Raw genomic sequence first — 24,557 nt, forward strand, 5'->3', positions numbered from 1 at the left:
ATCTGTGCCGAACTGATGACCACACTCAAGGCGGGTTGAGCACGCACCGAATCCGGCAGTGAAAGGCGTGGTGAACGTTCTCGCGCATTGCGACGAGGATCTGCTCGCGAACACCCTTGAACGCACAGCAACCCAGTTCCGTCACCGTGACACACCAGACGCCGCACCCGCAAGGACGTGCGTGCAAGATTCCAACACCTTCACGACTGATCAGGTGAAACTGATCCTTTTGGCTGCACGAATACCAGCGCTGAGCACGGCGGAACAATGCCACCTCACACAGATTTGACCCGCGTCACCGTGAAGTCACGATTTGATCTGGTGGATCACATTCGACATTCGTCGCGCGGGCGCAAAGACAGTGATCGGGCGTCGTTTTCGTCGACGGCGTGGAGACATATCTGGCGGGTGCCGCTGATGGACCGCGTCCTCCCGGCGGACCTGCTCCAGGAACACCTCGGCCGGTCGACCGCCAGATGCCTGCTGAACGACCTCAGACGGCCCAGGCTCCTTGGGACCGACGTCGAACCGAGCCGCAGTTCCTATCGGCCCAGCCGATCAAGAGGAACGGCCCGACGGCGTCGAAAGCGGGTTTGCCGTATTCGCCGGCGATCAGCGGTCCCGCGACGTTCAACGCCAAGGTCACCACGCTCGCGAAGAGCAGAAGGCGGCGGGCATGCCGCAGCGTTTCTACAGAAGCGCCGCCGAGCCATACCCGACAGCCGTGGCGGTTCGCTCCAGGCTGAGCTCGCCGGCGCGCAGGTGAACCCGGGCTTGGGTCGTCCGGCAGTCGGTCAGATATTGCATCGGTGATTGCCCCAACGCGTCACGGCCCGAGCGAACACCGGCCGCGACAGACCGCTTACGGCGGCCAGGTCGGCAACGATCCACGCCTTCTCCGCCTCACCTTGCATGACCTGCAACGCGGCGTTCAGCCGCGGATCGGCCGAGGCAGTGAACCAGCGTGGCCACGGTCGGGCTGGTGCGGAAGTCACTGCGGATCGCCGGCACGAGCAGCTCCGGATCGAGGCATTCGGCGCTTGGCTCGTGGCCGATGTAGTGATCAGGCCCACCCCGGACCAGCGTGACATCGCCGGGCACCAGCTCGACTGCGCTTCCCGCCGCGTCCGGCGAAAGCCAGCCACGACTTCGAACGACCGTGTGCACCGCGAGCCGGATCGAACCACCCAGCCGGTCGAGATCGTCTTCGCCGCCGAGCGAAGCGTCACTGGTCAGTTACCTGAACCGTTCGCCGACGGCCCTGACTGCGTGAAGCGCAGCCCGGGCCCGCCGCGAACTCAGGGGTTTGTAGCCCCCAAAACGCCCCTACCCGCAGGCAACAAAAAAGCCCAGGTCAGCGACCTAGGCTTGGATGCTCCCCCGCTTGGACTCGAACCAAGAACCCTCCGGTTAACAGCCGAATGCTCTGCCAGTTGAGCTACAGGGGATCGTATTCAGTTGTGCGCCGGATGTCCGGCGCGATGGAAAGAACTTTAGCGCACCGCCTGCGCCACCCGAACAGGGGGCCCCTCTTCGCGGATCACACCCAGGGGGCGCCGGATTGCTGGACAATGGAGAGTCGGGAGTCCGACGAACGAGAGGCGTGGCCGCTGATGAAGAAGTTCCTGCTGGGCGTGGGTCTGGGATACGTGCTGGGGACCAAGGCCGGCCGGGGACGGTACGAGCAGATCGTGCGCACCTACCGCAAGGTGATCGACCACCCGATGGTCCAGGGCGCCGCGGGAGTGGCGCGCGCCAAGGTCGGCGAGAAGTTCGGCCGGGGGCACTGAGCCGCACGCGTACCGCTGAGGGGGTCTGTGAGCGCGCCCGGAAACGGCGGGGTCAGGGGATCCGCGCGATGAAGAAGATGCGACGGAACTCGAACCACGTCGTGCCGTCCGCGCGGGGCGGGTAGGCCTCGTCGAGGAGCGGGGCCAGCTCGGCGCGGAAGGACGCCCAGTCGTCGTCCGGGAGGGCGGCGCGGATGGGGCGCAGGGCGGTGCCGGTGATCCACTCCAGCACGGCGTTCTCGCCGGCCAGGCGCTGCATGTACGTCGTCTCCCAGGCGTCGACGAGGCAGCCCGCGTCGGCCAGCAGGGAGGCGTACTCCAGGGGCGACGACACCGCCTCGTTCTCCCGCAGAACGAGGGAAGCCAGGCGCGAGGACCACGCCGGGGAGGCCGCCAGCTCGCGCGTGATGCGGTGCGACGGGGCACCGAAGTTGCCCGGCACCTGCACGGCCAGCACGGCACCCGAGGGCAGCTGCGAGACCCAGCGGCGCAGCAGGTCGTCGTGGCCCGGCACCCACTGGAGCACCGCGTTGGAGACCACCACGTCCGTGTCCGAGCGCGGCGCCCACTCGCGTACATCGGCGACGTGCGCGTCCACTCCGCGAGAGCGGGCGGCGTCCACCATCTCCGGTGAGCTGTCCAGGGCCTCCAGCGTAGCGCCGGGCCAGCGGCGGCCCAGGTCGAGCGTGAGGTTGCCCGGGCCGCAGCCCAGGTCGACGACGCGGCGGGGCGCGTCGGACGAGATTCGCCCGATCAGGTCGTAGAAGGGGCGGGCCCGGAGGTCCGCGTAGTCGAGGTACTTGGCCGGATCCCACATGGCGAACCTCCCGAAAGATAAACCGTACGCCCGTACTGAGTACGAGCGTACTGCTTACTCCCCCGAGTTGGCCAGCTTCTCGGCGACTTCCCCGGCGATCGCCTCCACCAACGCCGGATCGGTGCTCGGGTCGGGTCGCACCTGGAGCACCGTGCCGTCGCGGCCGGGGACCTTGCGCTGCACGAACCACGCGCCGCCGCCGGTGCCGAAGTCGTGGCGGTGGCGTGAGCGCACGGAGCCGTCGACGCGCAGGCGCACCTGCGGCGGCACCTTGCCCGGCGCCGGCAGCCGGAACCGCACGGGCGGGCGGTCGACGACCACCATCACGACGCCGGCCTCCCCGGTCTCCTCGGACTCCGTGAGTTCGAAGACGCCCTCGGCCCACGCGGCCTTGGCCACGAGGTGCCAGTAGACCCGCCGGGGGCCGCCCTCGGTCGGAATCCACAGGCCCAGGCTGGTCACCACGAGCTCGCCGCCGCCTTCGACGCCCGCGACCGCGATCACGTTCTCGCCCGCAGCGAGCTCGCCCGGGAAGTCCGCGGGGAGTCCCCCGCCCATCAGACGGTTCAGCCAGCCCATGTCAGTCCCATCCGGACGCGGCCTGCTCGCGCAGCGACTTGCGGTACTGCTCCAGCGCGACGAGGTCGCCGAACAGCGCGCGGTAGTCGTCGGGCGCCTCGACCGGCGAAAGCCGTTGCAGCTTCGACTTGATCTCGCCGATCTGGCGGCCGACGAGGCTCTCCTGCACTCCCGCGAGCACACCGGAGATGTAGCGCGAGTCCACTTCTCCCAAGGCGCGCAACGGTTCCACCGCCAGCTCGCTCAGCACGCGCCGCACCGTCCCTTCCGGACAGTGCTGCGTCGCGGCGTCGAGCAGGGCCGAGCCGGTGAGCCCCGACGCCGCGCCGCCGGCCTTCAGCAACGCCAGGTGCACGGCCACGTACGCGGGGTGCGTGAACGCCTCTTCGGGCAGCGAGTCGTACTCCGGCCCGGCGATCGCGGGCTGCTGCAGCGCGGCCTTGAGCGCCTCGCGCTGGCCCATGAACCGCGGGTCGCCGGGTGCGGGCCGCGGCAGGTCCTGCTTCTCCGGAGTCGGCTCCGGCGCGGCAGCCTGCCGGGAGGCGGGCTGACGCAGCTGCGGCGTCTGGCCGCCACGCTTGGCCGCGGTCCCGGCGGCGCCGCGCACGCGGTTCACGACCTGCGCCACGTCCTGCCAGCCGACCCACCACGCGAGCTTGGAGGCGTAGCCGTCGCGGCTCGCGCGGTCCTTGATGGCCGCGACCATCGGCACGGTCTTCTGCAGCGCCGAGACCTGGCCGTCGACCGCGTCGAGGTCGAACTGCTTGAGCGTGCTCTTGATCACGAACTCGAACAGCGGCGTCCGGCGCGCGACGAGGTCCTTCACGGCCGCGTCGCCCTTCGCGATGCGCAGCTCGCACGGGTCCATGCCGTCGGGCGCCACCGCGATGTAGGTCTGCCCGGCGAAGGTCTGGTCGCCCTCGAACGCCTTCAGCGCGGCCTTCTGGCCCGCCGCGTCGCCGTCGAAGGTGAAGACGATCTCGCCGCGGAAGGCGTCGTCGTCCATCATCAGCCGGCGCAGCACCTTCATGTGGTCCTCGCCGAACGCGGTGCCCGACGACGCGACGGCCGTCGGCACGCCGGCCGCGTGCATCGCCATCACGTCGGTGTAGCCCTCGACAACCACCACCTGGTGGCGCTTCGCGATCTCGCGCTTGGCCTGGTCGAGGCCGAACATGACCTGCGACTTCTTGTAGATCTGCGTCTCGGAGGTGTTGAGGTACTTCGCCTCGATGCGGTCGTCGTCGAACAGCCGCCGCGCGCCGAAGCCCACCACGTCGTTGCCGACGTCGCGGATCGGCCACACCAGCCGCCGGTGGAAGCGGTCCATCGGGCCGCGCTGGCCCTCCTTGGACAGCCCTGCCGCAAGCAGCTCCTTGACTTCGAACCCGCGGTTGAGCAGGTTCTTCGTCAGCTTGTCCCAGCCGCCCGGGGCGTAGCCGCAGCCGAACTGCTTGGCCGCGGCGGCGTCGAACCCGCGCTCGGAGAGGAAGTCGCGCGCGGCGCGGGCCTCGTCGGTCACCAGCTGCTCGATGTAGAACTCGCTCGCCGCGCGGTGCGCCTCGATGAGTCGCGAACGCGTGCCGCGGTCGCGCTGCACGCTCCCGCCGCCGCCCTCGTAGTTCAACCGGATGCCGACGCGGTCCGCCAGCCGCTCGACCGCCTCGACGAACGAGACGAGATCGATCTTCTGGATGAACTTGATGACGTCGCCGCCCTCGCCACAGCCGAAGCAGTGGAACGTGCCGTGAGTGGGGCGCACGTTGAACGACGGGGTCTTCTCGTTGTGGAACGGGCACAGCCCCTTCAGGCTGCCACCCCCGGCGCGCCGAAGCGCGACATACTCCCCGACGACCTCGTCAATCCGGTTGCGCTCACGCACCTCCGCGATGTCGCTCTCCCGAATCCGTCCTGCCACGGTATCCACAATAGTTCTCCCTCCCCGGTGGCTTTGCGGCACACTCGGCCTCATGCGCACACCGACGGCACTCGACGACCTCGCTGCGGAGTTCGCCGGCCACCGCGGCCACCTGATCGGGGTGGCCTACCGGCTCACGAGCACCCGCTCGGACGCGGAGGACGCCGTGCAGGAAGCGTGGCTGCGCCTGGCCGCGCTCGACGACGCCGGGCGCGCCGGCATCCGCGACCTGCGGGCCTGGCTGACCACCGTCGTGGGCCGCATCTGCCTCGACCGGCTGCGTTCGGCGCCCGCGCGGCGCGAGCAGTACGTGGGCCAGTGGCTGCCCGAGCCGATCGTGACGCCGTTCGGCGCGCCGGTGAGCGAGGATCCGCTCGAAGCCGCCGTGCGCGACGACGGCATCCGCATGGCCGCGCTCGTGGTGCTCGACAAGCTCACGCCCGAACAGCGCGTGGCGTTCGTGCTGCACGACGCGTTCTCCGTGCCGTTCGCGGAGGTCGCCGGGATCCTCGGCTGTTCGCCCGACGCCGCCCGCCAGCACGGCTCCCGGGCCCGGCGCGCGCTCGAGAGCGCCGACCCGCCGCCGCGCGCCGAGCTCACGGAGCAGCAGCAGGTGCTGGAGAAGTTCGTGACCGCGCTGCTGGCCGGCGACATCCGGGCGATGGCGAAGGTGCTGCACCCGGACGTCGTGCTCATCGGCGACTCCGATGGCAAGGGCCGCACCACGCGCCAGATCATGGTGGGCGCCGACAAGCTGTCGCGCTTCTTCCTGGGCCTGATCCAGAAGTACGAGCCCGGCGTGATCAGCCGCGGCGCCCCGATCCTCGTCAACGGCGACCTCGGCCTCTGGCTCCCGCCGATGCCCGGGCACGACGGGTTCCTCTCCGTCGACGAGCACGTGCAGTCCATGAGCCTGCGCGACGGCCGCATCGTGGCCATCTACGACATCGTGAACCCCGACAAGCTCACGCACATCACGCGTCCCGAGTCGGCGGACTCGAGCGACTGAGCGTCATCAGGCTTCAGGCGTCTCGCGTCCGGTCCAGCCGCTCGGGAAGGCGCCGGAAACCGGCCGACTCGTAGGTGGCGACGGCGGCGCCACGGGAGCTCGGGGTGCAGACCAGCGCGCTCGACGAACCCAGCTTCTTGAGCTCGGCCGCCGCGGCGACGCAGATCATCCGGCCGTAGCCGCGCCCGCGATGGTCGGCGTGGACGCCCATCGGTTCGAGCAACCCCGGCTTCCCCGGACCGGCCGACCAGACCGTCACCCCCGCCACCCGAACGCCTTCGCCGTCGCGAGCGAGCAGGCACCGCGCGTCGGTGTACGGCAACCCGGCCGTCATCGCGCGCCACAGCTCGTCGGTGAACCGCGGGCGGCCCCACGCCGACCGGTGGACGGCGGTGAACTCGGACCCCTGCCCCGGGCCGACGACCTCGACGCGCAAACCCGGTTGGTCCACCGGCCCCGTGAGGTCGCGGCGCAACGGCGTCCACGGCTCGCCGGCGCTCCAGCCGGCCTCGGACAGCAACTCTTGCACCCGGGTGCCGTCCGGTGCCTCGACGGAGGCCTTTCCCGCCGGCAGGACGCCACGTCGTGGTTCGGACACGTCCGCGACGACCTGGTGAGCCAGCTCCTCCTCGCGCCAGGCCGAGGGCGCGACAGTCATCCGCACCACGTCGGGACTGTCCAGGAACCCGATGGCCAGAAGCTGTCCGTCCCGGCTCCAGGTCCGCAGGGCTGCCGCCATCGCGTCGGCGCCGAACTGCCAGTACCAGCCCAGGTCGCCAGGGTGCAGCTGGATCGGCGCGGCGTCGCTCTGCCAGTCGCGAAGGGCGCGGACGACGTCGCCGAGCCGGCCGGCGTCCGGTGTGCTCAGTTCGATGGCCACGGTGGTGATGAAACACCTTCAGCCCGGAGCGGGCACTCGAATTGTCGGGCCGGGCACCTCGCTGTCACGGCATCGGCACCCGGCACGCGTCGCCCGAGGTGAAGCCCTGGTCGACGATGCCGAGCGCGCTGTTCATCCGCGCGCGGGAGTTCTCGAGCGCGATCTGATAGGTCAGCTCCAGCACGCCGGCGCGGCCGAACTCGGCTTCGAGCTCGGCCACCTGCTCGTCGGTCACGCTCACCTGCGCGCCCGACATCGCGTCGGCGTAGGCCACGGCCAGCCGCTCGGCGCGCGAGAACGCGGGCGAGGTCGCGTAGTCGTCGATGTGGCGCAGCCGCTCGATGTCGAGGCCTTCGTGGCGCTGCAGCATCCTGCCGAAGTCCACGCACCACGAGCACCCGATCCGCGTGGCGACGCGGTACACCGCCAGCTCGCGCACGTTGGCGGGCAGCCGCTTCGACGCCTTCTCGGCCATCAGCTCGTGGACCACGGTCGCGCGCAGCAGCCCCGGGTTGTGGGCGATCACGGCCATCGGCTCGGGCACGGCGCCGAAGCGCTTTCCGGCGAACCGGTAGAGCAGCTTCAGCAGCGGGCCGGCCTCGGTGGTGCGCTTCGCCGGGATGCGGGGCATGGTCGTCTCCTCTTCGTCGGTGCTGACGGAGGAACGAGACGGGCCGCGCGGATGTGACAGTGGACCGTCAGCGTCAACGCCAGTAGTCCGGCCGCCACCAGTACAGCGAGGTGCGATCGGCCGGCCACGGCTCATCGCTGACATCCCGAGGCCCCCCACAGCACGGGCACGGGTACTGGGCCATCGGCTAGCGGCGGGCCGTGACCGCACGCACGTCCCAGATCCACACCCCGTCGACGAACTGCGCGGGTTTGCGCAGCAGCAGCTCGACGGTGGCGCGGTACGCGTCGGCGTGCTCGCGCGGGATGAGGACAAGGACGCTGGCGTTCCAGTAGCGCAGGTCCTTGATCGTCTGGTCGCGGTCGGCGTCGGTGACGGGCTGGACCTCGCCGGAGTCGCGGACGCGGTCGAGGAGGGTGGACGTGGGGACCTGGTAGGAGCCGTAGCGGCCGCGTTTGTCGTCGGGGCCGCTCGGCCCGACGAAGTAGCCCTCGGGCATCGCGTAGCCCAGGCCGGCGTCCATCTGCCAGTGCAGCGGCTCCGACTCGCCCGAGCCGGGCAGCGGGACGGGCACCACGGTGCCGCCGGGGGCGACGTAGGTGCGCCAAGTGCCGTCGGCGAAGAAGGCCGGCGTGGGCGGGCGGTCCTTGACCAGCAGCTGCGTCGGCGCGATCGGGAGGAGCACGGCGATCACCGCGCCCACCCAGAGCAGGCGCAGGGGCAGCCGGTGCTTGCCCTCTTCCGGATCCGGCAGGGTCTCGGCCGTCGCGAACACGCGCTCGGTGGCGATCGCCAGCAGCGCGCCGATCGCGGGCACGCATGCCATCGCCAGGCGCGACTCCAGCAGCGACTCGAACAGCGGCAGGTCCGCCAGCAGCTTCCACGGCCCGGCCACGCCGGTGTCCACGTGCACCGCCATGAGCTCGACGCCCATCGACAGCCACGCCATGAGGAACATCGCGATCGCGAGCGAGCGCGCGACGGCCTCGCGCCACAGCCAGATCGTGACCACGACCATGAGCGCGATGAGCGGCCAGCCGAAGAACGCGTTCTCCTCGGTGCGGTTGATCGACACGTCGGCCGCGGCGTCGGGCTGGCCGGCGATCGACTGCGTGGCGAACCGCGTGAACGCGGCGAGGTCGTTGCCGACCGGGCCGTGCTCCAGGCCGGAGTAGCTCTGCGGGCCGAAGAACTGCCACCACAGCGGGAAAACCACCAGCACACCGGTGATCACCACGGCCAGCCCGCCGCCGAGCAGCAGCGGCCGCACCATCGCCTTGATCTCCCGCGGGCGCGACGCGAGGTACGCGACGGCGAAGATCACGAAGCCCAGCGCGAAGATCAGCAGCGGCTCTTCGCCGAGGAAGATCTGGTACGCGGTGAGCACGCCGAGCCAGATCCCGTTGCGCACGAGCTTGCGGCCCTGCGCCAGGTGGATCACCTTGAGCGCCAGGAACGGCAGCACGAACCACGCGACGAAGTTCGGGTGCGCGTTGCCGTGCGAGATCATCGACGGCGCGAACCCGGCCACCGCGCCGCCGATCGCCGCCGCCGCGCGGTGGCGCACGAGGTGGCGCGAGAACACCCAGTACCAGGCAGCCGCGGTGCCGGCGAGGCTGCCGGTGAGCGCGATGGCCCACGTGACCGTGGGGCCGAAGGCTAGCGTGATCGGCGTGAGCGGGATCCCGACGCCGAGCATGGCCGTGTTGGCCATCATGTTCACGCCGAGCGGGTAGTTCTGCAGGTCCGAGTTGAGCGGGTTCTGCAGGTGCAGCACGGACTTCGCGGTGACGTCGAAGAACCACTCCCACAGGTTCTGGTCCGACGCGCTGTTCCACAGGTAGCCCGTGCCCAGGTCGTCCCAGAGGCCGCCGTACAGGATGAACGCGAACGCGACGAAGGCCGCCATGATGCCGGCGTCGGCCCAAGACGGGCGCAGCTTCGGCGTGGCGGCGGGCGCGGACGGCCCGGGAACGGCGGGGATCAGTTCGGTCCTCGCTTCCGGTTGGAAAAGACTCACTACGGGCGCACCACCCGCGCGAAGAAGTACACCGCGCCGGTGCCGGCGTGCCGGACGAGCAGGAGGAACGGCCGGTCCACCGCGACTTCGAGCGGCTCGGCCGTGGACAGGGACAACGTGCGCATCTGGATCGCCGTGGCGGCCGCGCCTTCGAGGCCCTGCTCGTCGAGGCGCAGCACGGCCTGGTGCACCACGCTGTCGACCCACAGCGGGCGCGCGGCGGTGAGCCCGGTGAGATCGGCGTCGGTGGTGAACACCTCGTGCACGCCGAGCGCGTGCAGGGCGCCGTCGAGGTCGGTGCGGACGTCGAGCTTGATCTTGGGCAGCGAGAGACGCACCTTGCGGCGTTTCGGGCCGTCGAGGAGCTGCTTGAGGTTCCGCGTGTCGAGCGCGGCTTCGGCGGGTGCGAGGTCGCCGTCCGGGAGCAGGACGACGGCTTCGACGCCGCCTTGCGCGGGGAGGCTCACGACCTGCCAGCCGCCGGCGTGGTGGTAGCCGACGGTCTCTTCGAGGTGCATGGTCGGCACTCGGCGGGTCGCCCCTGGGCTGTGGAAGTCGGCGCGGGCGGTGGCGCCGTCGGGGAACGGGTGGCGCCAGGCGGTCTTGAGGTAGAGCGCGTTGACGAGGCTGGCGCGGGTGTCGGCGCTGATCGTGCCCGAGGGCAGCAGCTCCGGGATCAGGCCGTGGGTGATCCGGTCGACATCGGTGTTGATCAGCCCGCGCGCGGCTTCGGGGTCGGTGGTGAAGGGCGCGGTCTCGGCTTTGCCGCCGGGCCACGTGACGAGCTGGTCGAGGAAGGCGCTCTCGACGGTGATGGCGTCGGACGCCCACAGCGTGTTGGCCACGGCCAGCTGGGCTTCGTCGCCGAGCGCCGCGGCGTCGCGCAGCACCGTGGCGTGCGCGTCCAGGTCGGCGTCGCTGGTGGCCAGGAGCTTGCGCAGCTCCTCGGCGGTCCGCCCCCGCGCCGCCCGGGCCGCCAGGCCCAGCGCGCTGGCCACTGAGTACGGCGAAAAACACGCGTCACCCCCACCCGCCGCGGCGGTGCGTCCCAGGGCGAGCGTGAAGTCCAAGTGGCTGTCCACGGCCATGCGGCGACCGTACCCGACCGGGTGGTTCCGGCGGCACGGAACCGATCAGCCGAAGCCTCGCCTCCCCCACTCGGGCTCCGCTTCTCCCCTCCGACCGGCCGCAGCACCCCAATGTGGCGTTCGGTGCGTTGAGCGCAACCAACGCCACATTGGGGGTGGGGTTGGCAGGACTGCGAAGGCCGTCGGCAAGCGGAGCGCAGAGGGCAGGGCGGTGGTCAAGAAGGCGGTGGTCAAGAAGGCGGATGGTCGAGACAGCGGCAGGTCAGACGTGCCGGCCCACGTGCCAGCGGTGCCATTCGTGGGCTTGCGCGTCGGTGAGCGAGGCGACCTGGTCGACGACCACCCGCAGGCGCGCGGCGTCGTCGGCGGCCGCGTGCCACGGGGGCACGAAAAGCGGGTCCAGGGACTCCGGTGCGCGGCGCAGGAGAGCGGCGACCAGCTGCGCGATCAGCTCGCGCTGGCCGTCCTGCATGGCGAGGCGGCGGCGGTCGCTCATGACGTAGCGCAGAGCCAGCGCCTTGAGCAGCGCGACCTCCGCCGCGACCTGGTCCGGGACGGCGAGACGGGCGGCGTAGCGCAGCAGGGGGCCCTCGCCGTAGACGCTGCGGGTGCCGGTGACCGCGGCGGAGGCGAAGCGACCCACGAGCTCGCTCGTCAGCTGCTTCAGCGCCACCTGGGCGCGCAGCGAGCCGTCCGGAGCCGTGCGGACGAGGGCGGCCACCACGGGCAGGTCGAGCAGCTCCTTGGCCGCGCCCTCCAAAGTGGACGCCGACAGCGTGGAGAAGTGCCGTGCCGCGGCCTCCGCGACGGCCGCGCGTTCGTCCGGATCCGCCAGCACGCTCAGCGAGATTCGCCCCGCCAGCACGCCGTCCTCGACGTCGTGGACGGAGTAGGCCACGTCGTCGGACCAGTCCATGATCTGGGCCTCGAGGCACCGCCGCTCGCCCGGCGCGCGGGAGCGCACCCACTCGAACACGGGCACGTCGTCGGCATACACGCCGTACTTCTGCTGCCCCGGCCGGCGCCGCCAGGGGTACTTCGTGGTCGCGTCGAGGCACGCGCGCGTGAGGTTGAGGCCCGCCGCCGCGCCGGCGTCGTCGAGGGACTTCGGTTCCAGGCGCGTGAGGATGCGCAACGTCTGCGCGTTGCCCTCGAACCCGCCGCACGCCTGGGCGACGTCGTCGAGCGCCTGCTCGCCGTTGTGCCCGAACGGCGGGTGCCCGATGTCGTGCGCGAGCCCGGCCGTGTCGACGAGGTCCGGGTCGGCGCCCAGCTCCTCGGCGATGCCGCGCCCGATCTGCGCGACCTCCAGCGAATGCGTGAGCCGCGTGCGCGGCACCCCGCTGACCTCGGCCCCTTCGCCGGGACCGACCACCTGCGTCTTGCCCGCCAGCCGCCGCAGCGCGGCCGAATGCAGCACGCGGGCGCGGTCGCGCGCGAAGCCGCTGCGCCCGTCGGGCCGCGCGCCGGCCAGCGCCGCGCCCTTGGGTGCCTCGGCCAGCACCCGGGCGCGGTCGTACTCGGAGTACCCGTCGCTCACCCGGTCAGCTTAAGCGCGGCCACCGACAATTCCCCGGGGAAGTTCAGCCCATGAAGGTGTCGAACAGCTCGTCGGCCGGCGATTTCGTGAGCTCGTAGAACAACAGTGCGCCCGTCTCGCGGAAGATGTAGCGGACCTGCGTCACGCGCTCCTGCACGATCGGGCCGCTGTGCGTCGGCGCGGTCCACGCGTCGAGACCGAGGTCCGACGCCATCGTCCGCGCGCGGTAGGAGTGCCACGGGTCGCTCACGAGCACTGCCGTGTGCCAGCCGCGCGCCTGCACCTGGTCGGCCACGGCCCGCAGGCTCCGCAGCGTGTCGCTGCCCTCGCCGACCGCCAGCGTCGCCGACGCGGGCACGCCGTGCTGGTTCAGCCACCGCGCGCCGGCCGCGGCCTCGGTGAAGTTGTCGGCCGCCTTCTTGCCGCCGGCAGTCACCACGGTCTTCGCGACACCCGCGTCGTAGAGCTGGCGCGCCTTTTCCAGCCGCGCCATGAAGATGTCCGACGGCTTGCCGTTGTACTGCGCGGCCCCCAGCACCACGATCACGTCGGCCGGCGTGCGGTCGTTCTCGCGCGCGACCTGCCACACGCGAAACGCCGTGCCGCCGACGACGGCGAGCACCACGAGCACCCCGCCGAACGCGATGCGGCGCAGCCAGCTCACAGGCGTGGGTGGTGTTCTCATGCCCGCCATCTTTTCAGAGCCGCACGCGATTCCGGCGCAGGCACCCCGGGCGTCAGAGCCAGCCGCGTTCCTCCGCCAGCCGCACGGCCTCGGCGCGCGTGCGGGCGCCCGTCTTGCCGATCGCGGCCGAAAGGTGGTTGCGCACAGTGCCTTCCGAGAGGAACAGCGCCTTCGCGATGTCCGCGACCGTGCTGCCGTCGCGCGCGGTCGAGAGCACGTCGCACTCCCGCCCGGTGAGCGGACTCGCCCCGGTCGCCAGCGATTCGGCCGCCAGCGCGGGATCCACCACGCGCAGTCCACTGTGGACCCGCCGGACGGCCTCCACGAGCTGCTCCGGCGGCGCGTCCTTCACCACGAACCCCGCGGCGCCCGCGGCCATCGCGCGCGCCAGGTACCCGGGCCGGCCGAAGGTGGTGCAGATGATCACGCGGCACGAGGGCAGCGCGGTGTGCAGCTCCGCGGCCGCCGCGAGGCCGTCCTTCCCGGGCATCTGCACGTCGAGCAGCGCGACGTCCGGCCCCGACTCCTTCGCCGCGGCCAGCACCTCGTCCCCCGACCCGACCTGCGCCACGACCTCGATGTCGGCCTCCAACCCGAGCACCGTGGCCAGGGCTCCCCGCACCATCGCCTGGTCGTCGGCCAGCAGAACGCGGATCACGCAAGTCCTCCCGCGGGTTCGGCGCGCACGACCTGGACGGCCGGCGGCTCCGGTTCCGGAACCTCCGCCCGGACCACCCATCCTCCCCCGGGCCGCGGCCCGCTGCGCAGCGTCCCCCCGACGCCGCCGACGCGCTCGGTCAGCCCGCGCAGCCCGTTGCCCTGCGCCGCGTCCGCCCCGGCCCCGTCGTCCTCCACCTCGAGCCAGTCGCGCCCGAACCGCACGCTGACGCGGTTGGCTCCGGAGTGGCGCAGCACGTTGGTGATCGCTTCGCGCAGCACGTAGCCGAAGGTGCTCTGCAGCTGCGGCAGCACGTTGTCCACGGCGTAGGGCAGGTCCGCCTCGATCTCCGCCGCCCGCAGCGCCGCGCGCGCCCCGGCGAGTTCCGCGGCCAGCGACACCTCGCGGTACTCCGACACGGTCAGCCGCACGTCCGACAGCGCGCTGCGGGTGAGGCCCTCGACCTCGCGGATCTCCTCGACCGCGCGCCCGATGTCGCCGGAGCTCTCCAGCACCCGCCGCGCCAGGCCGGCCTTCACGGTGATCGTGGTGAGGCTGTGGCCCAGCAGATCGTGCAGGTCGCGGGCCACGCGCTGGCGTTCGTTGGCCACGGCGAGGGTCGCGATCTCCTCATTGGCCCGCTCCAGGCGGCGGATGGCGCGGATGAGGTTGGCCATGAAGAACATCGCCAGCGTGATCGAGGCGACGGAGATCAGGTCGCCGCCGTCGGCGTCGATCTTGCCGCCGGCCAGCAGCACGATCGCCACGGAACCCAGCGCCAGCGTGTCGAGGATCGCCGCCCAGCCGGCAGGGAAGAGGAACGCGAGTGTGGCGGTGGCGTAGAGCAGGATGTACGGGCTGACGTCGGTGAGCAGCGTCGAGAACAGGCCCAGCGCCAGCATCACACAACCGAAGACGAGCTTGACCCTCGTCGGCTTGCCGAACACCACCGGGAAAACCGCGTAGCAGGCGCCGTAGCCGTAGAACAGCACACCCATCAGCACCCGTGCCCACATCGGGTCGGAGTTCTCGAGCAGCCCGTGCGTGGCCGGAATCAGGAACGGAAGCAGGAACAGCACCGCGAAGATCGGCCAGCCGATCTTGTTGGGCCCGCCCCGGTGGCCGACCATCGGATCGTCCCACCAGGAGGCCCGGTCGTTCAGCGCGAACCGGAACCGGGTGACCGCGATCGACGCGGGCTCTTCCTTCGTGCGCTGCACCGTCGTTCCCTCCCGTCCCGGTCAGACCCGGGCGCTGTCCTTACGGTATCGCCTGATCACGAGCGCCCCGAGGATCACGGCCCAGCCCGCCAGCACCGCGAGCGCGGTCGGGAAGCTCACGAGCAGCTCGTTGGTCACGGCCGGGCGCACCAGCCCGATCAGCCAGTAGGTGGGCAGCAGCTGCGACACGTCCTGCATCCACGCCGGCATGCCTTCCAGCGGGATCCACAGGCCGCCGAGGAAGCCCATGCCGAGCATCACGATCATGGAGATGGGCTGCATCGACTCCGGCGTCGCGATCTGGCCGATCAGCAGGCCGAGCAGCACGAGCGGGATGGTGCCGAGCCACAGGCCCATGATCACGCGCAGCCAGCCGGCCCCGTCGAGGTGCACGCCCTCGACGAAGATCGCCACGAGCGGCACCAGCAGCAGCGCGGGCAGACCCACGAGCATGCCCGCCACGGCCTTGCCGCCGAGGTAGGACGTACCCGACAGTGGGGTCAGCCGCAGCTGCCGCTGCCAGCCGCTGGCGCGTTCGAGGGCCAGGCGCGTGCCGTTGGTGGTCGCCGCGGCGAAGAGGCCGAACGCCATCATGTTGACCATCACCACGGCCACCACCGCGGCGTGGTCCGGGTCGGTCGCCTTCGTGAAGACGTTGGCCTGCAACAGGAACATCACCACGGGGAAGGCGACGACGAAGATGAGGAACCGCATGGAGCGGAACAGCCGCCGGATCTCGACGGCGAGGTAGGACGGGTTCATCGGGCTGCTTCTTCCTGGTTTTCGTCGCTGGTCAGGGAAAGGAACGCGCCTTCGAGGCCGACGGCGCCGATCTCGATGTCGTGCACGGCCGGCACTGCGGCCATCAGCGCGCGCAGCGTGGCGTCCGACTCGCTGCTGGAGATCGCGACGCGCTCGCCGCGCAGCTCGAAGTCGGTCACCGCGGGCAGCGTCGCCACGAGCCGCTCGGTCTCCTCGCCGGCGCCGGGCAGCACGGCCCGGATCGTGCGCCCGCCGGCCAGCGCGCGCACCTGCGCGACGGACCCGTCGGCGACCACGCGCCCGGCCCGCATGAGCACCACGCGGTCGGCGAACTCCTCGGCCTCTTCCAGGTAGTGCGTCGCGAACAGGACCGTGCGGCCGCTGTCGGTGAAGGAGTACATGGACTTCCAGAACTCGCGCCGCGTGCCCACGTCCATGGCGGCCGTCGGCTCGTCGAGCACCAGCAGGTCGGGGTCCGAAACCAGCGCGACGGCGAAGCGCACGCGCTGCTTCTGCCCACCGGAGAGCTTGTTGGCCCGCCGGTCGGCGATGTCCTCGATACCGGCGCGCTGCAGCGCTTGGTCGAGCGGCATCGGCGTGCGGTGCAGCTTCGCGACCATGCGCACGGTCTCGCGCACGGTCAGGTCCTCCAGCAGCGCCCCGCCCTGCAGCATCGCCCCGATCATCCCGGCGCGCACCGCGTCGGCCGGCGTCTTGCCGAACACCGTGACGTCGCCCGCGTCGGGCTTGCTGAGCCCCAGGATCATGTCGACGGTCGTGGACTTGCCGGCCCCGTTGGGCCCGAGCAGCGCCACCACCTCACCCGGCGCGATCGTCAACTCGACCCCGTCGACGGCCCGCACCTCGCCGTAGTGCTTCTTCAACCCGCTCAACCGGACGGCGGCCCCCGCCGCGACGTCCCGCGCCCCGCGCGTGGCCTGTGTGGTTTCCATGCCCTGAAGACTGCCGGCGTCTCGGCGTCGGCCAGCAGGCCGAGCGTCACGTCGTTGCCGTGACAGGTGTCAGGGGTCAGGGGTGGCGCTCCGTCGATGCTGACGAAGCACCTGCGACATCCAAGCCGCCCGTAGGCTCCCCTCCGTGCCCTTCGTCGACGAGCTGACCGCACGACTGCGCGACGGCTTGGCGTTGATCGCGTCGGCCCGCGCAGCACTGGCGACGAGCCACGGCCTGGCCGTCGAGGCGGCCGCATCGTGGGGGCAAGCACTGGCGAGCACGAACGACGCCGAGGCCGCCCAGTTGCCCGCGCTGGCCGAAACAATGGCGACCGGTATCGGAGCGTGTCTCGCCGGCACGGGAGAGGCGGAAACACTGCTGACCAGGTATCTGGACAGCCTCGGAGTGGATCCGCCGGCCCCGACGCCGGCGGCACGGGAGGCGCCGGCACAGGCCGAACCCCAGCCGGCACCAGTACCCGCGCGCCGAGCGGATCGAACAAGCTCGTGAACGGGCCGGCCGGGCCGAGAGGCTCCGAAGTGAAGCTTCCGGGGAGTGGGTGCGCAGCGACGGCGCGGCGGTGCCGATGGCCAGCGGCAAGGGCGACGAGTTCTACGGCAAGGTGGAAAACTTCGTCCGGCTCAACGGTCTGTCGCGCCGAGTGAGCCGTCTGGCCACCCACGTCGAGATAAAGGTCGCGGTCGCGATGCGGGAACAAACCTGCGCAACGAAACCGTGGGTGCTGGACGTCGCCATTCGCGACGGCTGGGGTTACCTGCAATACGCCGATGACGCGACATTCGTCGTCACCGACGGCGACCCGGCGTCGCCTGCCGCGCCAGGCGACGCCGACTTCTCCGCCGGGACAGGACTGCCCATCGCCCAGGTGGTCGCAGCCGTCCAGCAATTCGTGCGCACCGGAAAGCTGCCGGAAACCGTGCCATGGCGGGAAGTCTGACACCGGATTCTTCGGGGCCTCAGGCCCAGCGTCACGTCGTGACCGTGACAGGTGTCAGGGGCAGCCACAACGCACAACGGCCCTCCCCCGAGAAACCGGGGAAGGGCCGCGTACGAAAAGCTTCAGCAGCCGAGCAGGCGAGGCGCCAGGTAGTCCACGACCTTGTCGATCGCGATGCGTTCCTGGGTCATGCTGTCGCGTTCGCGGACCGTGACGGCCTGGTCCTCGAGCGAGTCGAAGTCCACGGTGACGCAGTACGGGGTGCCGATCTCGTCCTGGCGGCGGTAGCGGCGGCCGATGGCCTGGGCGTCGTCGAAGTCGACGTTCCAGTGCTTGCGCAGGGTCGCGGCGAGGTCGCGCGCCTTGGGCGAGAGGTCGGCGTTGCGCGAGAGCGGCAGCACCGCGGCCTTGAACGGCGCGAGCCGCGGGTCGAGGTGCAGCACGGTGCGCTTGTCGGTGCCGCCCTTGGCGTTGGGCACCTCTTCCTCGTCGTAGGAGTCGACGAGGAACGCCATCATCGAGCGGCCGACACCGGCCGCCGGCTCGATCACGAACGGGCGGTAGCGCTGGCCGGAGGCCTGGTCGAAGAACGACAGGTCCACGCCCGAGTGGTTCGAGTGCGTGGTGAGGTCGAAGTCGGTGCGGTTGGCGATGCCCTCGAGCTCGCCCCACTCCTGGCCCGCGTTGAAGTCGAACCGGTACTCGATGTCCACGGTGCGCTTCGCGTAGTGCGAGAGCTTTTCCTTGGGGTGCTCGAAGTGGCGCAGGTTCTCCGGCTTGATGCCGAGGTCCGTGTACCACTTGGTGCGCTCGTCGATCCAGTACTGGTGCCAGCACTCGTCCTCGCCCGGCTCGACGAAGAACTCCATCTCCATCTGCTCGAACTCGCGCGTGCGGAAGATGAAGTTGCCCGGCGTGATCTCGTTGCGGAAGGACTTGCCGACCTGGCCGATGCCGAACGGCGGCTTCTTGCGCGAAGCCGTCTGCACGTTGAGGAAGTTCACGAAGATGCCCTGCGCGGTCTCCGGGCGGAGGTAGTGCAGGCCTTCTTCGGATTCGACCGGGCCGAGGTAGGTCTTGAGCATCATGTTGAAGTCGCGCGGCGCGGTGTACTTGCCGCGCGTGCCGCAGTTGGGGCACGGCACGTCGGACAGGTCGTCCTCCGACGTCGCCTTGCCGGTGCGGCCTTCGTAGTCCTCGGCGAGCTGGTCGGCGCGGAAGCGCTTGTGGCAGTGGAGGCACTCGATCAGCGGGTCGGTGAACACGTTCACGTGACCCGAGGCGACCCAGACCTGGCGCGGAAGGATCACGGACGAGTCGAGACCGACGACGTCTTCGCGGCCCTGCACCATGGTCTTCCACCACTGGCGCTTGATGTTGTCCTTCAGCTCCACGCCGAGAGGCCCGTAGTCCCACGCCGACCTGGTGCCGCCGTAGATCTCTCCCGACGGGAAGACGAAGCCACGGCGCTTGCACAGACTGACGACGGTTTCGATGGTGTTGGCGGGCACTCCACGCTCCGGACGCATGCGGGGACGGTTGGACTAGGAGGTTCAGCGTATCCGGCCACCCCCGCGGTGCTTCCGGCGAGGTGAGCAGGGCTCAGGGCCGGCCTGTCAGCGACGCTGTGACGACCCGGTTGTCGTCGTAGCCCTCGGTGCCGCCGACGTAGTCGCCACCGCACGTCACGAGCACCAGTTTGTGGGGCCCGTCCGGGGAAAACAGCTTCGCGGACTCCGCGGCGAGCCCGGACTTGTGGATCGTGCGGACCTCGTCGACGCGGTAGTTCCACTTGCCCCCCGCGGTGTCGGTGACCGTCACCGTCTGGCCCTGCTCGACCTGCCACAGCTGGTCGAACGGCCCGGTGCGGCCCTTCCAGTTCACGTGGCCGGAGAAGAGCGTGACGCCTTGATCGGCCCCCAGTCCCGAGCCCCACCACGCGGCCTCGGCGAGGCTCTGCGGGATCACCAGCGCGCCGTCGTCACCCACGGGTTCCTGCACGAGCTTCGCCGTTCCCCCACCGGGCAGCAGCACGGTGCCAGGCGTCTGCCCCGGGTCGGCCTGCTTCTGCGCCGACTGCTGCGCAGCCCCCGCGCCCGCCGCCGGTACCGGTACCGGTACCGAGGCCGCGCCGCTGGCGAGACCGGGTTCATTCTTTCCCGTGAAAATCAGGAGGGCGGCGACGAGCGCCGCCACCACCACGGCCCCGACGGCGGCCAGTACCCACTTGGTCCTCGCGGGCCGTTCCTGTGTCCCTTGCATCGTGCTCCCTGCTCCGGTGTGTCGTGCGCAGGAAGACATGCCGCGGGACGCGGCCGGGGTTGCACCCGATCGTGCTCAGTCCGGACGCGAAACCAGGTTCGCCGTGACGATGCGGTTCTCGTCGTAGCCCTCGGTGCCGCCGATGTAGTCGCCACCGCACGTCACGAGCACCAGCCGGTGCGGCCCGGTCTGCGCGAACCACTGCGGCGCCTGCTCCGGGAGCTGCTCCTTGCGCAGGGTTGCCGCACCGGTCACGCGGTAGAGCCAGCGCCCGCCCGAGGAGTCGACGATGCTCACGTTGTCGCCCGTGCGCACTCGCCACAGGTCGTCGAACGGTCCCTTCGTGCCGGCCCAGTTCACGTGACCGGACAGCACGGCCGCACCCTGCTTCGCGCCGAGGCGCGCGCCCCACCAGGCGGCGTCGCCGAGGCCTCGCGGGATCGGCAGGATCCCGTCGCGCGTCACCTCGGTGCGCACGAGCCGGGCCTCGGACCCGTCGGGCAGCCGGATACTGCCGGGGCGCTGCACGCCGACCGCGGCGCCGTCCGCGGGCAGCTCGGCGGGCGCGCCGTCTTCACCCGGCAGCGAGCCGGGTGGGGGTTCCGCCGCGGCGGCGGGCACAGGCGCGGGCCCCCAGGTCAGCACGACCACGCCCGCGGCCAGCGCGAGCACGGCAACCACTGCCGACACGACGGTCAGCGCGGTGCGCAGCACGCGGACCTACTCGCCGCGCGAGCGCGCCGTGCGCCTGCGGCCCAGCCCGATCGCGAGCCCGCCGAACACCAGGCCGGCGACCAGCAGGCCGAGGCCCAGCGGCAGCCGGTAGTCGCTCGACGGGGCGGCCGCGGTCGTGCCGAGGTAACCGGCGGGGACCTCGGTGGGCACCGGCGGCTGCGTCGCGGTCGCGCCGTTGCCGTTGCCGCTGCCACCGGACACGGCGACGAAGTTCTTCGGGATCGAGCAGCTCACGCCGCCGAGCACCAGCGTGGTGCTCACGTCCGGCAGCGTCTCACCCGCATCGTCGCGCACGTGGGTGGTCACGTCGACGCGCCAGCCGGCCTGAGCCGTGACGTCGCCGTTGCGCCAGCCGTCCTGCCTGATCAGCTGGTCGAACGAGGACACGCGGGACACCACGACGTCCGAGAGCGACTTGGTGGGGTCGGCCCCGTCGATGACCCTGGGGGCGCCCATGCGCAGGTTCTTCACGCTCAGCGAGGCCGCGCCCGCGGGCATCGCGACCTGCTTGAGCGTGTCGTCCTCTCCGCGCACCCAGAGCCGGGTGAGTGTGGTGGTGCCGGTGGCCTTGTTCGGGGCCGAGCAGTCGGCGGCGCTGCGCGCGCTTTCCAGCACCAGCATCGTGTTGTCGACCGGGCGCGCCTTGCTGCGAGCGTTGTCGCGCAGGGCGTAGTTGGTCTCGGCGACGGCCGTCGGCACGTTCGTGGCCTGGAGGGCGGCGACGACGTTGTGGTCGCGGCTCGCGATCCCGGCCGGGTAGGGGCTCGTGGCCGCGGCGCCGAACTTGCCGAGGTCGACCTCCCAGTTGCCGCCGAACGTCGAGCTCTCGCCGTCGTTCTTCGGCACGGCCACGCGGTCGGCCGAAAGCTTCGACTGGCCGGGGGTGAGCGGTGAACGCTGCGTCTCGGTGATCAGCGAGCCGCCGTGCTGCGGGTCGGAGCCCAGCCGCACCGACGCCACGTTGGCGAACGACACGGGACCGGTCTTCTCGTCGACGGCCTTCACGGTCTGCGTCGTCTGGGCAGCTGCCACCGGAGCGAGCGCGGGCAACGCCGCCACCGCCAGGATCGCTGCCTTCGTAACGAAACGAGTCATTGTCTCCCCACTGCCTCCGCCTCGATTCGGGCGGATCGTCAGCGTACGAGAAGCGACGAAACGCCCCACGCCAACCTTGCACCGTCGGCCACCGGTTGCGAAGCCGAAGTGCCGATTCCTGACGAACTCACCCGATCGGGTGAGACTGGTGTGAGTGACCGGTGACCGACAGGGGCGACTGAGGGGAACACTACGATGACCGTGACCGTTGTCGACAATGACATCCGACTTCGGAACCCGCCGGCTCGTCCGGTGGCTTCGCGCGCAAGGGGAGGCAACGATGGCACCGGCCAGCACGGGCGCTCTTTCGGCCGGCACCGGCACGTCCGGTGATCCGGCGACGGCGCCGGCCGGCCCGCTCGAGGCTTCCGGTCCCTCGGCAGGTCCGCTAGGTCCGTCGGGCGCCGCGCTCGCCGACGCCGGCGACCTGCTGCGCGCGCTCGCCGCCCCCGTCCGGATCGCCATCGTGCTGCAGCTGCGCGAGGCCGACCGGTGCGTCCACGAGCTGGTGGACGCCCTCGACGTCGCTCAGCCGCTGATCAGCCAGCACCTGCGGGTGCTGAAGACGGCGGGTGTGGTGCAGGGCGAACGCCGGGGCCGGGAAGTCGTGTACCGCCTGGTGGACGACCACCTGGCCCACATCGTCGTCGACGCGGTCGCCCACGTGCAGGAAGGGAAGTGACCATGACCTCGACCCCCCACTCGGCGCCTCCACCGGCCCCCACCCCCAACTCCGCCCCCGTGCCCGGGCGCCGCTCGACCAAGCAGCGCACGGCGGTCGTCGACCTGCTCAACACGGTCGACGACTTCCGCTCCGCGCAGGAGCTGCACGACGAGCTGCGCAAGCGGGGCGACGGCATCGGCCTGACCACCGTGTACCGCACGCTGCAGTCGCTTTCGGAGGCCGGCGAGATCGACGTGCTGCGCACCGACTCCGGCGAGGCCATTTACCGCCGCTGCTCCACGCACCACCACCATCACCTGGTGTGCCGCGTGTGCGGGCGCACGGTGGAGGTCGAGGGCCCCGCCGTGGAGCGCTGGGCCGAGAAGATCGCCTCCGAGCACGGGTTCTCCGACATCAGCCACACCGTGGAGATCACGGGCACCTGCGCCGAGCACGCGAGCTGAGGTCGCTCAGTACTCGTAGGGGTCCTTCGGCTCGTCGATCCGCTCGACGGTCGCGGGCACGAAATCGGGCGTGTATGAGTTGTTCTCGTTGGCCGTGCCCGGCACGACCTGTCCGGTGACCCGCAGCCACGTGTCGCTCGGGAACCGGTCGGCGGCCCCGCCCTTCAGGTGCACGGTGACGGGTGCCGCGTCGGCGGCGCAGCAGCTGATCACCAGACGCGCCAGCAGCGTGGTGCTGCCCTCGTGCACGACGAACCCGGACATGCCGATGGTCCGGCCGTTCATCGTCCCGCTGGAATCCCAGCCCGCGCGCGTGACGACCTCGTTCATCGCCAGCTCCACGACCTTGCCCGCCGGCAACGGCGGGAACGCGGCCGCCGACGTGGTCGCGGCACTCTGCGGCACGCGAGCCGTGGTGCGCGTGACCGAGTCGGCGCCGAGCGCGGGTGGGGCCACCAGGAACACCGCGAGCACGGGCACCACCAGCAGCCAGGCCGAGCGCGCCGAATGGGCGTGCCCGTGGCCGTCGTCGACGTGGTCGTGTCCTTCAGAGGCTTCGTGGCCGGCTGTCTCGGACTCGAGCGCCGCCGCCTTCGCCGCGGCCCGCGCCGCCACGAGGTCACGCAGGATCGCGACCGTGCCGAGCACCAGCATCACCACGCCGCCCGCGATGATCCACGGCTGCTGCGCGGGTTTGACGTAACGCAGGTAGTCGCCGTTCACCGCGATCTTCACCAGCGCCCCGCCAAGGAGGATCAGCAGCACGTTCTGCGTCTCGCGCCTCATCGCGCACCACCCAGCAGCAGCGCGCCCACGACCGTGCCGCACGCGAGGGCGACCACGAACGTCGCCGGCGCGAACCGCACCGCGAACGACTTCCCGAACGTGCCGGCCTGCAGCGCGAACAGCTTCACGTCGATCGCCGGGCCGACCACGAGGAACACCAGCTTCGGCAGCAGCGGCACCGCGGTCAGCGAAGCGGCCACGAACGCGTCGGCCTCACTGCACAGCGCGAGCACCACGGCCAGCACCGCCATCACGATCACGCCGACCACGACCTGGTCCGCCAGCACCCCGAACCACTTCGCGGGCACGAGCACGTTGAGCGTCGCCGAGATCAGCGCGCCCAAGACCAGAAATCCGCCTGCCTCAACGAGATCCGTGCGCGCGGTCTCCGCGAAGACCTTCCAGCGTTGCCCCGGCTCGACGTCGGGCAGCCGCCGCAGCGCGCGTTCGGTGATCCACGAGAGCTTGCCCCAGCGGGCCCAGATCCAGCCCATCACCATCGACGTCGCGAGCGAGCCCAGGAACCGCGCCAGCACCATCTCCGGCCGCCCGGGGAACGCGACCGCCGTGGCCACCAGCACGACCGGGTTCACCGCGGGCGCCGCCAGCAGGAACGTGAGCGCCGCGGCCGGCGCGACCCCCTGGCCGATCAGCCGCCGCGCCACCGGCACGGACGCGCACTCGCACCCGGGCAGCGCGACGCCGGCGAGCCCGGCGACCCCCACCGCCGCGCTCGCGCGCTTGGGCAGCACGCGTTCCAGCACCCGCGCGGGCACGAACGCGGCGATCGCACCGCTGATCAGCACGCCGAGCACGAGGAACGGCAGCGCCTGCACGCACACGGCGACGAACACCGTGGAGCCGGTGCGCAGCGCGGGCACGTCGAACAGGTCCTGCAACCGGCCCTGCGCGAGGATCGCGACGAGCAGCACCGCGCAGAGGATCTCGATCGAGCTGACCCGGATCCGCCGCGCGCGCCGCTTCTGCTCGGGCGCGTTGTCGACAAGGGTTTTCACGAGGCCCGATGATGCCAGCCCGGGCC

General features: G+C 71.1%; 26 protein-coding genes and 1 tRNA gene. 6 read left to right on the plus strand and 21 right to left on the minus strand.

Annotated features, from left to right (window positions below; genetic code table 11):
- Positions 1-903: 903 nt before the first annotated feature.
- A complete protein-coding gene (locus tag K1T34_RS02935; protein ID WP_360585391.1) occupies positions 904-1,236 on the minus strand; it encodes a cupin domain-containing protein in 333 nt (110 codons plus the stop codon).
- A gap of 139 nt (positions 1,237-1,375) precedes the next feature.
- Positions 1,376-1,448, minus strand: a tRNA-Asn gene (locus K1T34_RS02940).
- Between the two features lie 123 nt (positions 1,449-1,571).
- Here K1T34_RS02940 and K1T34_RS02945 point away from each other — a divergent pair.
- Positions 1,572-1,790, plus strand: a complete 219-nt coding sequence (locus K1T34_RS02945; RefSeq protein ID WP_220242757.1) for a hypothetical protein — start codon at positions 1,572-1,574, stop codon at positions 1,788-1,790.
- A gap of 52 nt (positions 1,791-1,842) precedes the next feature.
- On the opposite strand, the gene K1T34_RS02950 is transcribed toward K1T34_RS02945, so the two are convergent.
- From K1T34_RS02950 to dnaG, 3 genes are read right to left on the minus strand one after another with little or no spacing between them, the layout of a single operon-like run.
- On the minus strand, positions 1,843-2,607 hold the full coding sequence (locus tag K1T34_RS02950; RefSeq protein ID WP_220242758.1) for a trans-aconitate 2-methyltransferase: 765 nt from the start codon (positions 2,605-2,607) through the stop codon (positions 1,843-1,845).
- A 54-nt stretch (positions 2,608-2,661) separates the two neighbouring features.
- Positions 2,662-3,186 carry a hypothetical protein gene (locus K1T34_RS02955; RefSeq protein ID WP_220242759.1) on the minus strand — a complete coding sequence of 175 codons (525 nt, stop codon included), beginning with the start codon at positions 3,184-3,186 and terminating at the stop codon, positions 2,662-2,664.
- 1 nt (position 3,187) lies between these two features.
- Positions 3,188-5,104 carry a DNA primase gene (dnaG, locus tag K1T34_RS02960; protein WP_370643611.1) on the minus strand — a complete coding sequence of 639 codons (1,917 nt, stop codon included), beginning with the start codon at positions 5,102-5,104 and terminating at the stop codon, positions 3,188-3,190.
- 52 nt (positions 5,105-5,156) lie between these two features.
- Here dnaG and K1T34_RS02965 point away from each other — a divergent pair, with 52 nt between their 5' ends.
- Entirely contained in the window at positions 5,157-6,113 is a 957-nt protein-coding gene (locus K1T34_RS02965) for a sigma-70 family RNA polymerase sigma factor (RefSeq protein ID WP_220242761.1), read from the plus strand.
- A gap of 13 nt (positions 6,114-6,126) precedes the next feature.
- Here the strand turns inward: K1T34_RS02965 and K1T34_RS02970 are convergent, their stop codons facing one another.
- The 10 genes from K1T34_RS02970 to K1T34_RS03015 form a co-directional block, all read right to left on the minus strand.
- Positions 6,127-6,993, minus strand: a complete 867-nt coding sequence (locus tag K1T34_RS02970; protein ID WP_255638272.1) for an N-acetyltransferase — start codon at positions 6,991-6,993, stop codon at positions 6,127-6,129.
- A gap of 64 nt (positions 6,994-7,057) precedes the next feature.
- Positions 7,058-7,624, minus strand: coding sequence for a carboxymuconolactone decarboxylase family protein (locus K1T34_RS02975; protein ID WP_220242762.1), 567 nt, complete (start codon positions 7,622-7,624; stop codon positions 7,058-7,060).
- A 187-nt stretch (positions 7,625-7,811) separates the two neighbouring features.
- Positions 7,812-9,644 carry a glycosyl transferase gene (locus K1T34_RS02980; RefSeq protein WP_220242763.1) on the minus strand — a complete coding sequence of 611 codons (1,833 nt, stop codon included), beginning with the start codon at positions 9,642-9,644 and terminating at the stop codon, positions 7,812-7,814.
- The gene (locus tag K1T34_RS02985; RefSeq protein WP_220242764.1) at positions 9,644-10,732 is read right to left on the minus strand and encodes a serpin family protein; all 1,089 of its coding nucleotides are present in this window, start codon (positions 10,730-10,732) and stop codon (positions 9,644-9,646) included. Before K1T34_RS02985 ends, K1T34_RS02980 begins: the two co-directional genes overlap by 1 nt.
- 262 nt (positions 10,733-10,994) lie before the next feature.
- Positions 10,995-12,272 (minus strand): deoxyguanosinetriphosphate triphosphohydrolase, encoded by a 1,278-nt coding sequence (locus K1T34_RS02990; RefSeq protein WP_220242765.1) that lies wholly within the window; start codon positions 12,270-12,272, stop codon positions 10,995-10,997.
- A 43-nt stretch (positions 12,273-12,315) separates the two neighbouring features.
- Positions 12,316-12,957, minus strand: a complete 642-nt coding sequence (locus tag K1T34_RS02995; RefSeq protein ID WP_255638273.1) for a YdcF family protein — start codon at positions 12,955-12,957, stop codon at positions 12,316-12,318.
- Between the two features lie 52 nt (positions 12,958-13,009).
- Positions 13,010-13,615 (minus strand): response regulator transcription factor, encoded by a 606-nt coding sequence (locus K1T34_RS03000; RefSeq protein WP_220242767.1) that lies wholly within the window; start codon positions 13,613-13,615, stop codon positions 13,010-13,012.
- The gene (locus K1T34_RS03005; RefSeq protein ID WP_220246967.1) at positions 13,612-14,745 is read right to left on the minus strand and encodes a sensor histidine kinase; all 1,134 of its coding nucleotides are present in this window, start codon (positions 14,743-14,745) and stop codon (positions 13,612-13,614) included. The genes K1T34_RS03000 and K1T34_RS03005 overlap by 4 nt, the downstream gene beginning before the upstream one ends.
- A 111-nt stretch (positions 14,746-14,856) precedes the next feature.
- Positions 14,857-15,597: an ABC transporter permease gene (locus tag K1T34_RS03010; protein WP_220242768.1), complete on the minus strand. Its 741-nt coding sequence runs from the start codon at positions 15,595-15,597 to the stop codon at positions 14,857-14,859.
- Positions 15,594-16,550, minus strand: coding sequence for an ABC transporter ATP-binding protein (locus tag K1T34_RS03015; RefSeq protein ID WP_220242769.1), 957 nt, complete (start codon positions 16,548-16,550; stop codon positions 15,594-15,596). Before K1T34_RS03015 ends, K1T34_RS03010 begins: the two co-directional genes overlap by 4 nt.
- Positions 16,551-16,695: 145 nt before the next feature.
- On the opposite strand from K1T34_RS03015, the gene K1T34_RS03020 reads away from it, so the two are divergent.
- On the plus strand, positions 16,696-17,061 hold the full coding sequence (locus K1T34_RS03020; RefSeq protein ID WP_220242770.1) for a hypothetical protein: 366 nt from the start codon (positions 16,696-16,698) through the stop codon (positions 17,059-17,061).
- A 49-nt stretch (positions 17,062-17,110) separates the two neighbouring features.
- Positions 17,111-17,509, plus strand: a complete 399-nt coding sequence (locus K1T34_RS03025; RefSeq protein WP_220242771.1) for an Imm1 family immunity protein — start codon at positions 17,111-17,113, stop codon at positions 17,507-17,509.
- A 122-nt stretch (positions 17,510-17,631) separates the two neighbouring features.
- Here the strand turns inward: K1T34_RS03025 and K1T34_RS03030 are convergent, their stop codons facing one another.
- From K1T34_RS03030 to K1T34_RS03045, 4 genes are all read right to left on the minus strand, one after another.
- A complete protein-coding gene (locus K1T34_RS03030; protein WP_220246968.1) occupies positions 17,632-19,020 on the minus strand; it encodes a glycine--tRNA ligase in 1,389 nt (462 codons plus the stop codon).
- A gap of 91 nt (positions 19,021-19,111) precedes the next feature.
- A complete protein-coding gene (locus tag K1T34_RS03035; protein WP_220242772.1) occupies positions 19,112-19,771 on the minus strand; it encodes a class F sortase in 660 nt (219 codons plus the stop codon).
- Positions 19,772-19,846: 75 nt separating this feature from the next.
- Positions 19,847-20,485, minus strand: a complete 639-nt coding sequence (locus tag K1T34_RS03040; RefSeq protein WP_220242773.1) for a class F sortase — start codon at positions 20,483-20,485, stop codon at positions 19,847-19,849.
- Between the two features lie 6 nt (positions 20,486-20,491).
- Complete coding sequence (locus tag K1T34_RS03045; RefSeq protein WP_220242774.1) at positions 20,492-21,601, minus strand: hypothetical protein; 1,110 nt, start codon at positions 21,599-21,601, stop codon at positions 20,492-20,494.
- Between the two features lie 280 nt (positions 21,602-21,881).
- Between K1T34_RS03045 and K1T34_RS03050 the strand changes: the two genes are divergently transcribed.
- Positions 21,882-22,283, plus strand: coding sequence for a metalloregulator ArsR/SmtB family transcription factor (locus tag K1T34_RS03050; protein WP_220242775.1), 402 nt, complete (start codon positions 21,882-21,884; stop codon positions 22,281-22,283).
- Positions 22,284-22,285: 2 nt separating this feature from the next.
- On the plus strand, positions 22,286-22,729 hold the full coding sequence (locus K1T34_RS03055; RefSeq protein ID WP_255638274.1) for a Fur family transcriptional regulator: 444 nt from the start codon (positions 22,286-22,288) through the stop codon (positions 22,727-22,729).
- Between the two features lie 6 nt (positions 22,730-22,735).
- On the opposite strand, the gene K1T34_RS03060 is transcribed toward K1T34_RS03055, so the two are convergent.
- Complete coding sequence (locus tag K1T34_RS03060) at positions 22,736-23,515, minus strand: TIGR03943 family protein (protein ID WP_220242776.1); 780 nt, start codon at positions 23,513-23,515, stop codon at positions 22,736-22,738.
- Positions 23,512-24,531 (minus strand): permease, encoded by a 1,020-nt coding sequence (locus K1T34_RS03065; RefSeq protein ID WP_220242777.1) that lies wholly within the window; start codon positions 24,529-24,531, stop codon positions 23,512-23,514. The genes K1T34_RS03060 and K1T34_RS03065 overlap by 4 nt, the downstream gene beginning before the upstream one ends.
- Between the last annotated feature and the right edge of the window lie 26 nt (positions 24,532-24,557).

The organism is Amycolatopsis sp. DSM 110486, from assembly GCF_019468465.1.
GTDB lineage: Bacteria > Actinomycetota > Actinomycetes > Mycobacteriales > Pseudonocardiaceae > Amycolatopsis.

Excerpts from the sequence above, each read along its gene's own strand:
- K1T34_RS03010 (WP_220242768.1), bottom strand. The coding sequence starts at position 15,597 with ATGAACCCGTCCTACCTCGCCGTCGAGATCCGGCGGCTGTTCCGCTCC.
- K1T34_RS03015 (WP_220242769.1), bottom strand. The coding sequence starts at position 16,550 with ATGGAAACCACACAGGCCACGCGCGGGGCGCGGGACGTCGCGGCGGGG.
- K1T34_RS03055 (WP_255638274.1), top strand. The coding sequence starts at position 22,286 with ATGACCTCGACCCCCCACTCGGCGCCTCCACCGGCCCCCACCCCCAAC.
- K1T34_RS03005 (WP_220246967.1), bottom strand. The coding sequence starts at position 14,745 with ATGGTCGGCCACCGGGGCGGGCCCAACAAGATCGGCTGGCCGATCTTC.
- K1T34_RS03060 (WP_220242776.1), bottom strand. The coding sequence starts at position 23,515 with ATGAGGCGCGAGACGCAGAACGTGCTGCTGATCCTCCTTGGCGGGGCG.
- K1T34_RS03035 (WP_220242772.1), bottom strand. The coding sequence starts at position 19,771 with ATGCAAGGGACACAGGAACGGCCCGCGAGGACCAAGTGGGTACTGGCC.
- K1T34_RS02965 (WP_220242761.1), top strand. The coding sequence starts at position 5,157 with ATGCGCACACCGACGGCACTCGACGACCTCGCTGCGGAGTTCGCCGGC.
- K1T34_RS02955 (WP_220242759.1), bottom strand. The coding sequence starts at position 3,186 with ATGGGCTGGCTGAACCGTCTGATGGGCGGGGGACTCCCCGCGGACTTC.
- K1T34_RS03045 (WP_220242774.1), bottom strand. The coding sequence starts at position 21,601 with ATGACTCGTTTCGTTACGAAGGCAGCGATCCTGGCGGTGGCGGCGTTG.
- K1T34_RS02945 (WP_220242757.1), top strand. The coding sequence starts at position 1,572 with ATGGAGAGTCGGGAGTCCGACGAACGAGAGGCGTGGCCGCTGATGAAG.
- K1T34_RS02975 (WP_220242762.1), bottom strand. The coding sequence starts at position 7,624 with ATGCCCCGCATCCCGGCGAAGCGCACCACCGAGGCCGGCCCGCTGCTG.
- K1T34_RS03050 (WP_220242775.1), top strand. The coding sequence starts at position 21,882 with ATGGCACCGGCCAGCACGGGCGCTCTTTCGGCCGGCACCGGCACGTCC.
- K1T34_RS02950 (WP_220242758.1), bottom strand. The coding sequence starts at position 2,607 with ATGTGGGATCCGGCCAAGTACCTCGACTACGCGGACCTCCGGGCCCGC.
- K1T34_RS02995 (WP_255638273.1), bottom strand. The coding sequence starts at position 12,957 with ATGAGAACACCACCCACGCCTGTGAGCTGGCTGCGCCGCATCGCGTTC.
- K1T34_RS02985 (WP_220242764.1), bottom strand. The coding sequence starts at position 10,732 with ATGGCCGTGGACAGCCACTTGGACTTCACGCTCGCCCTGGGACGCACC.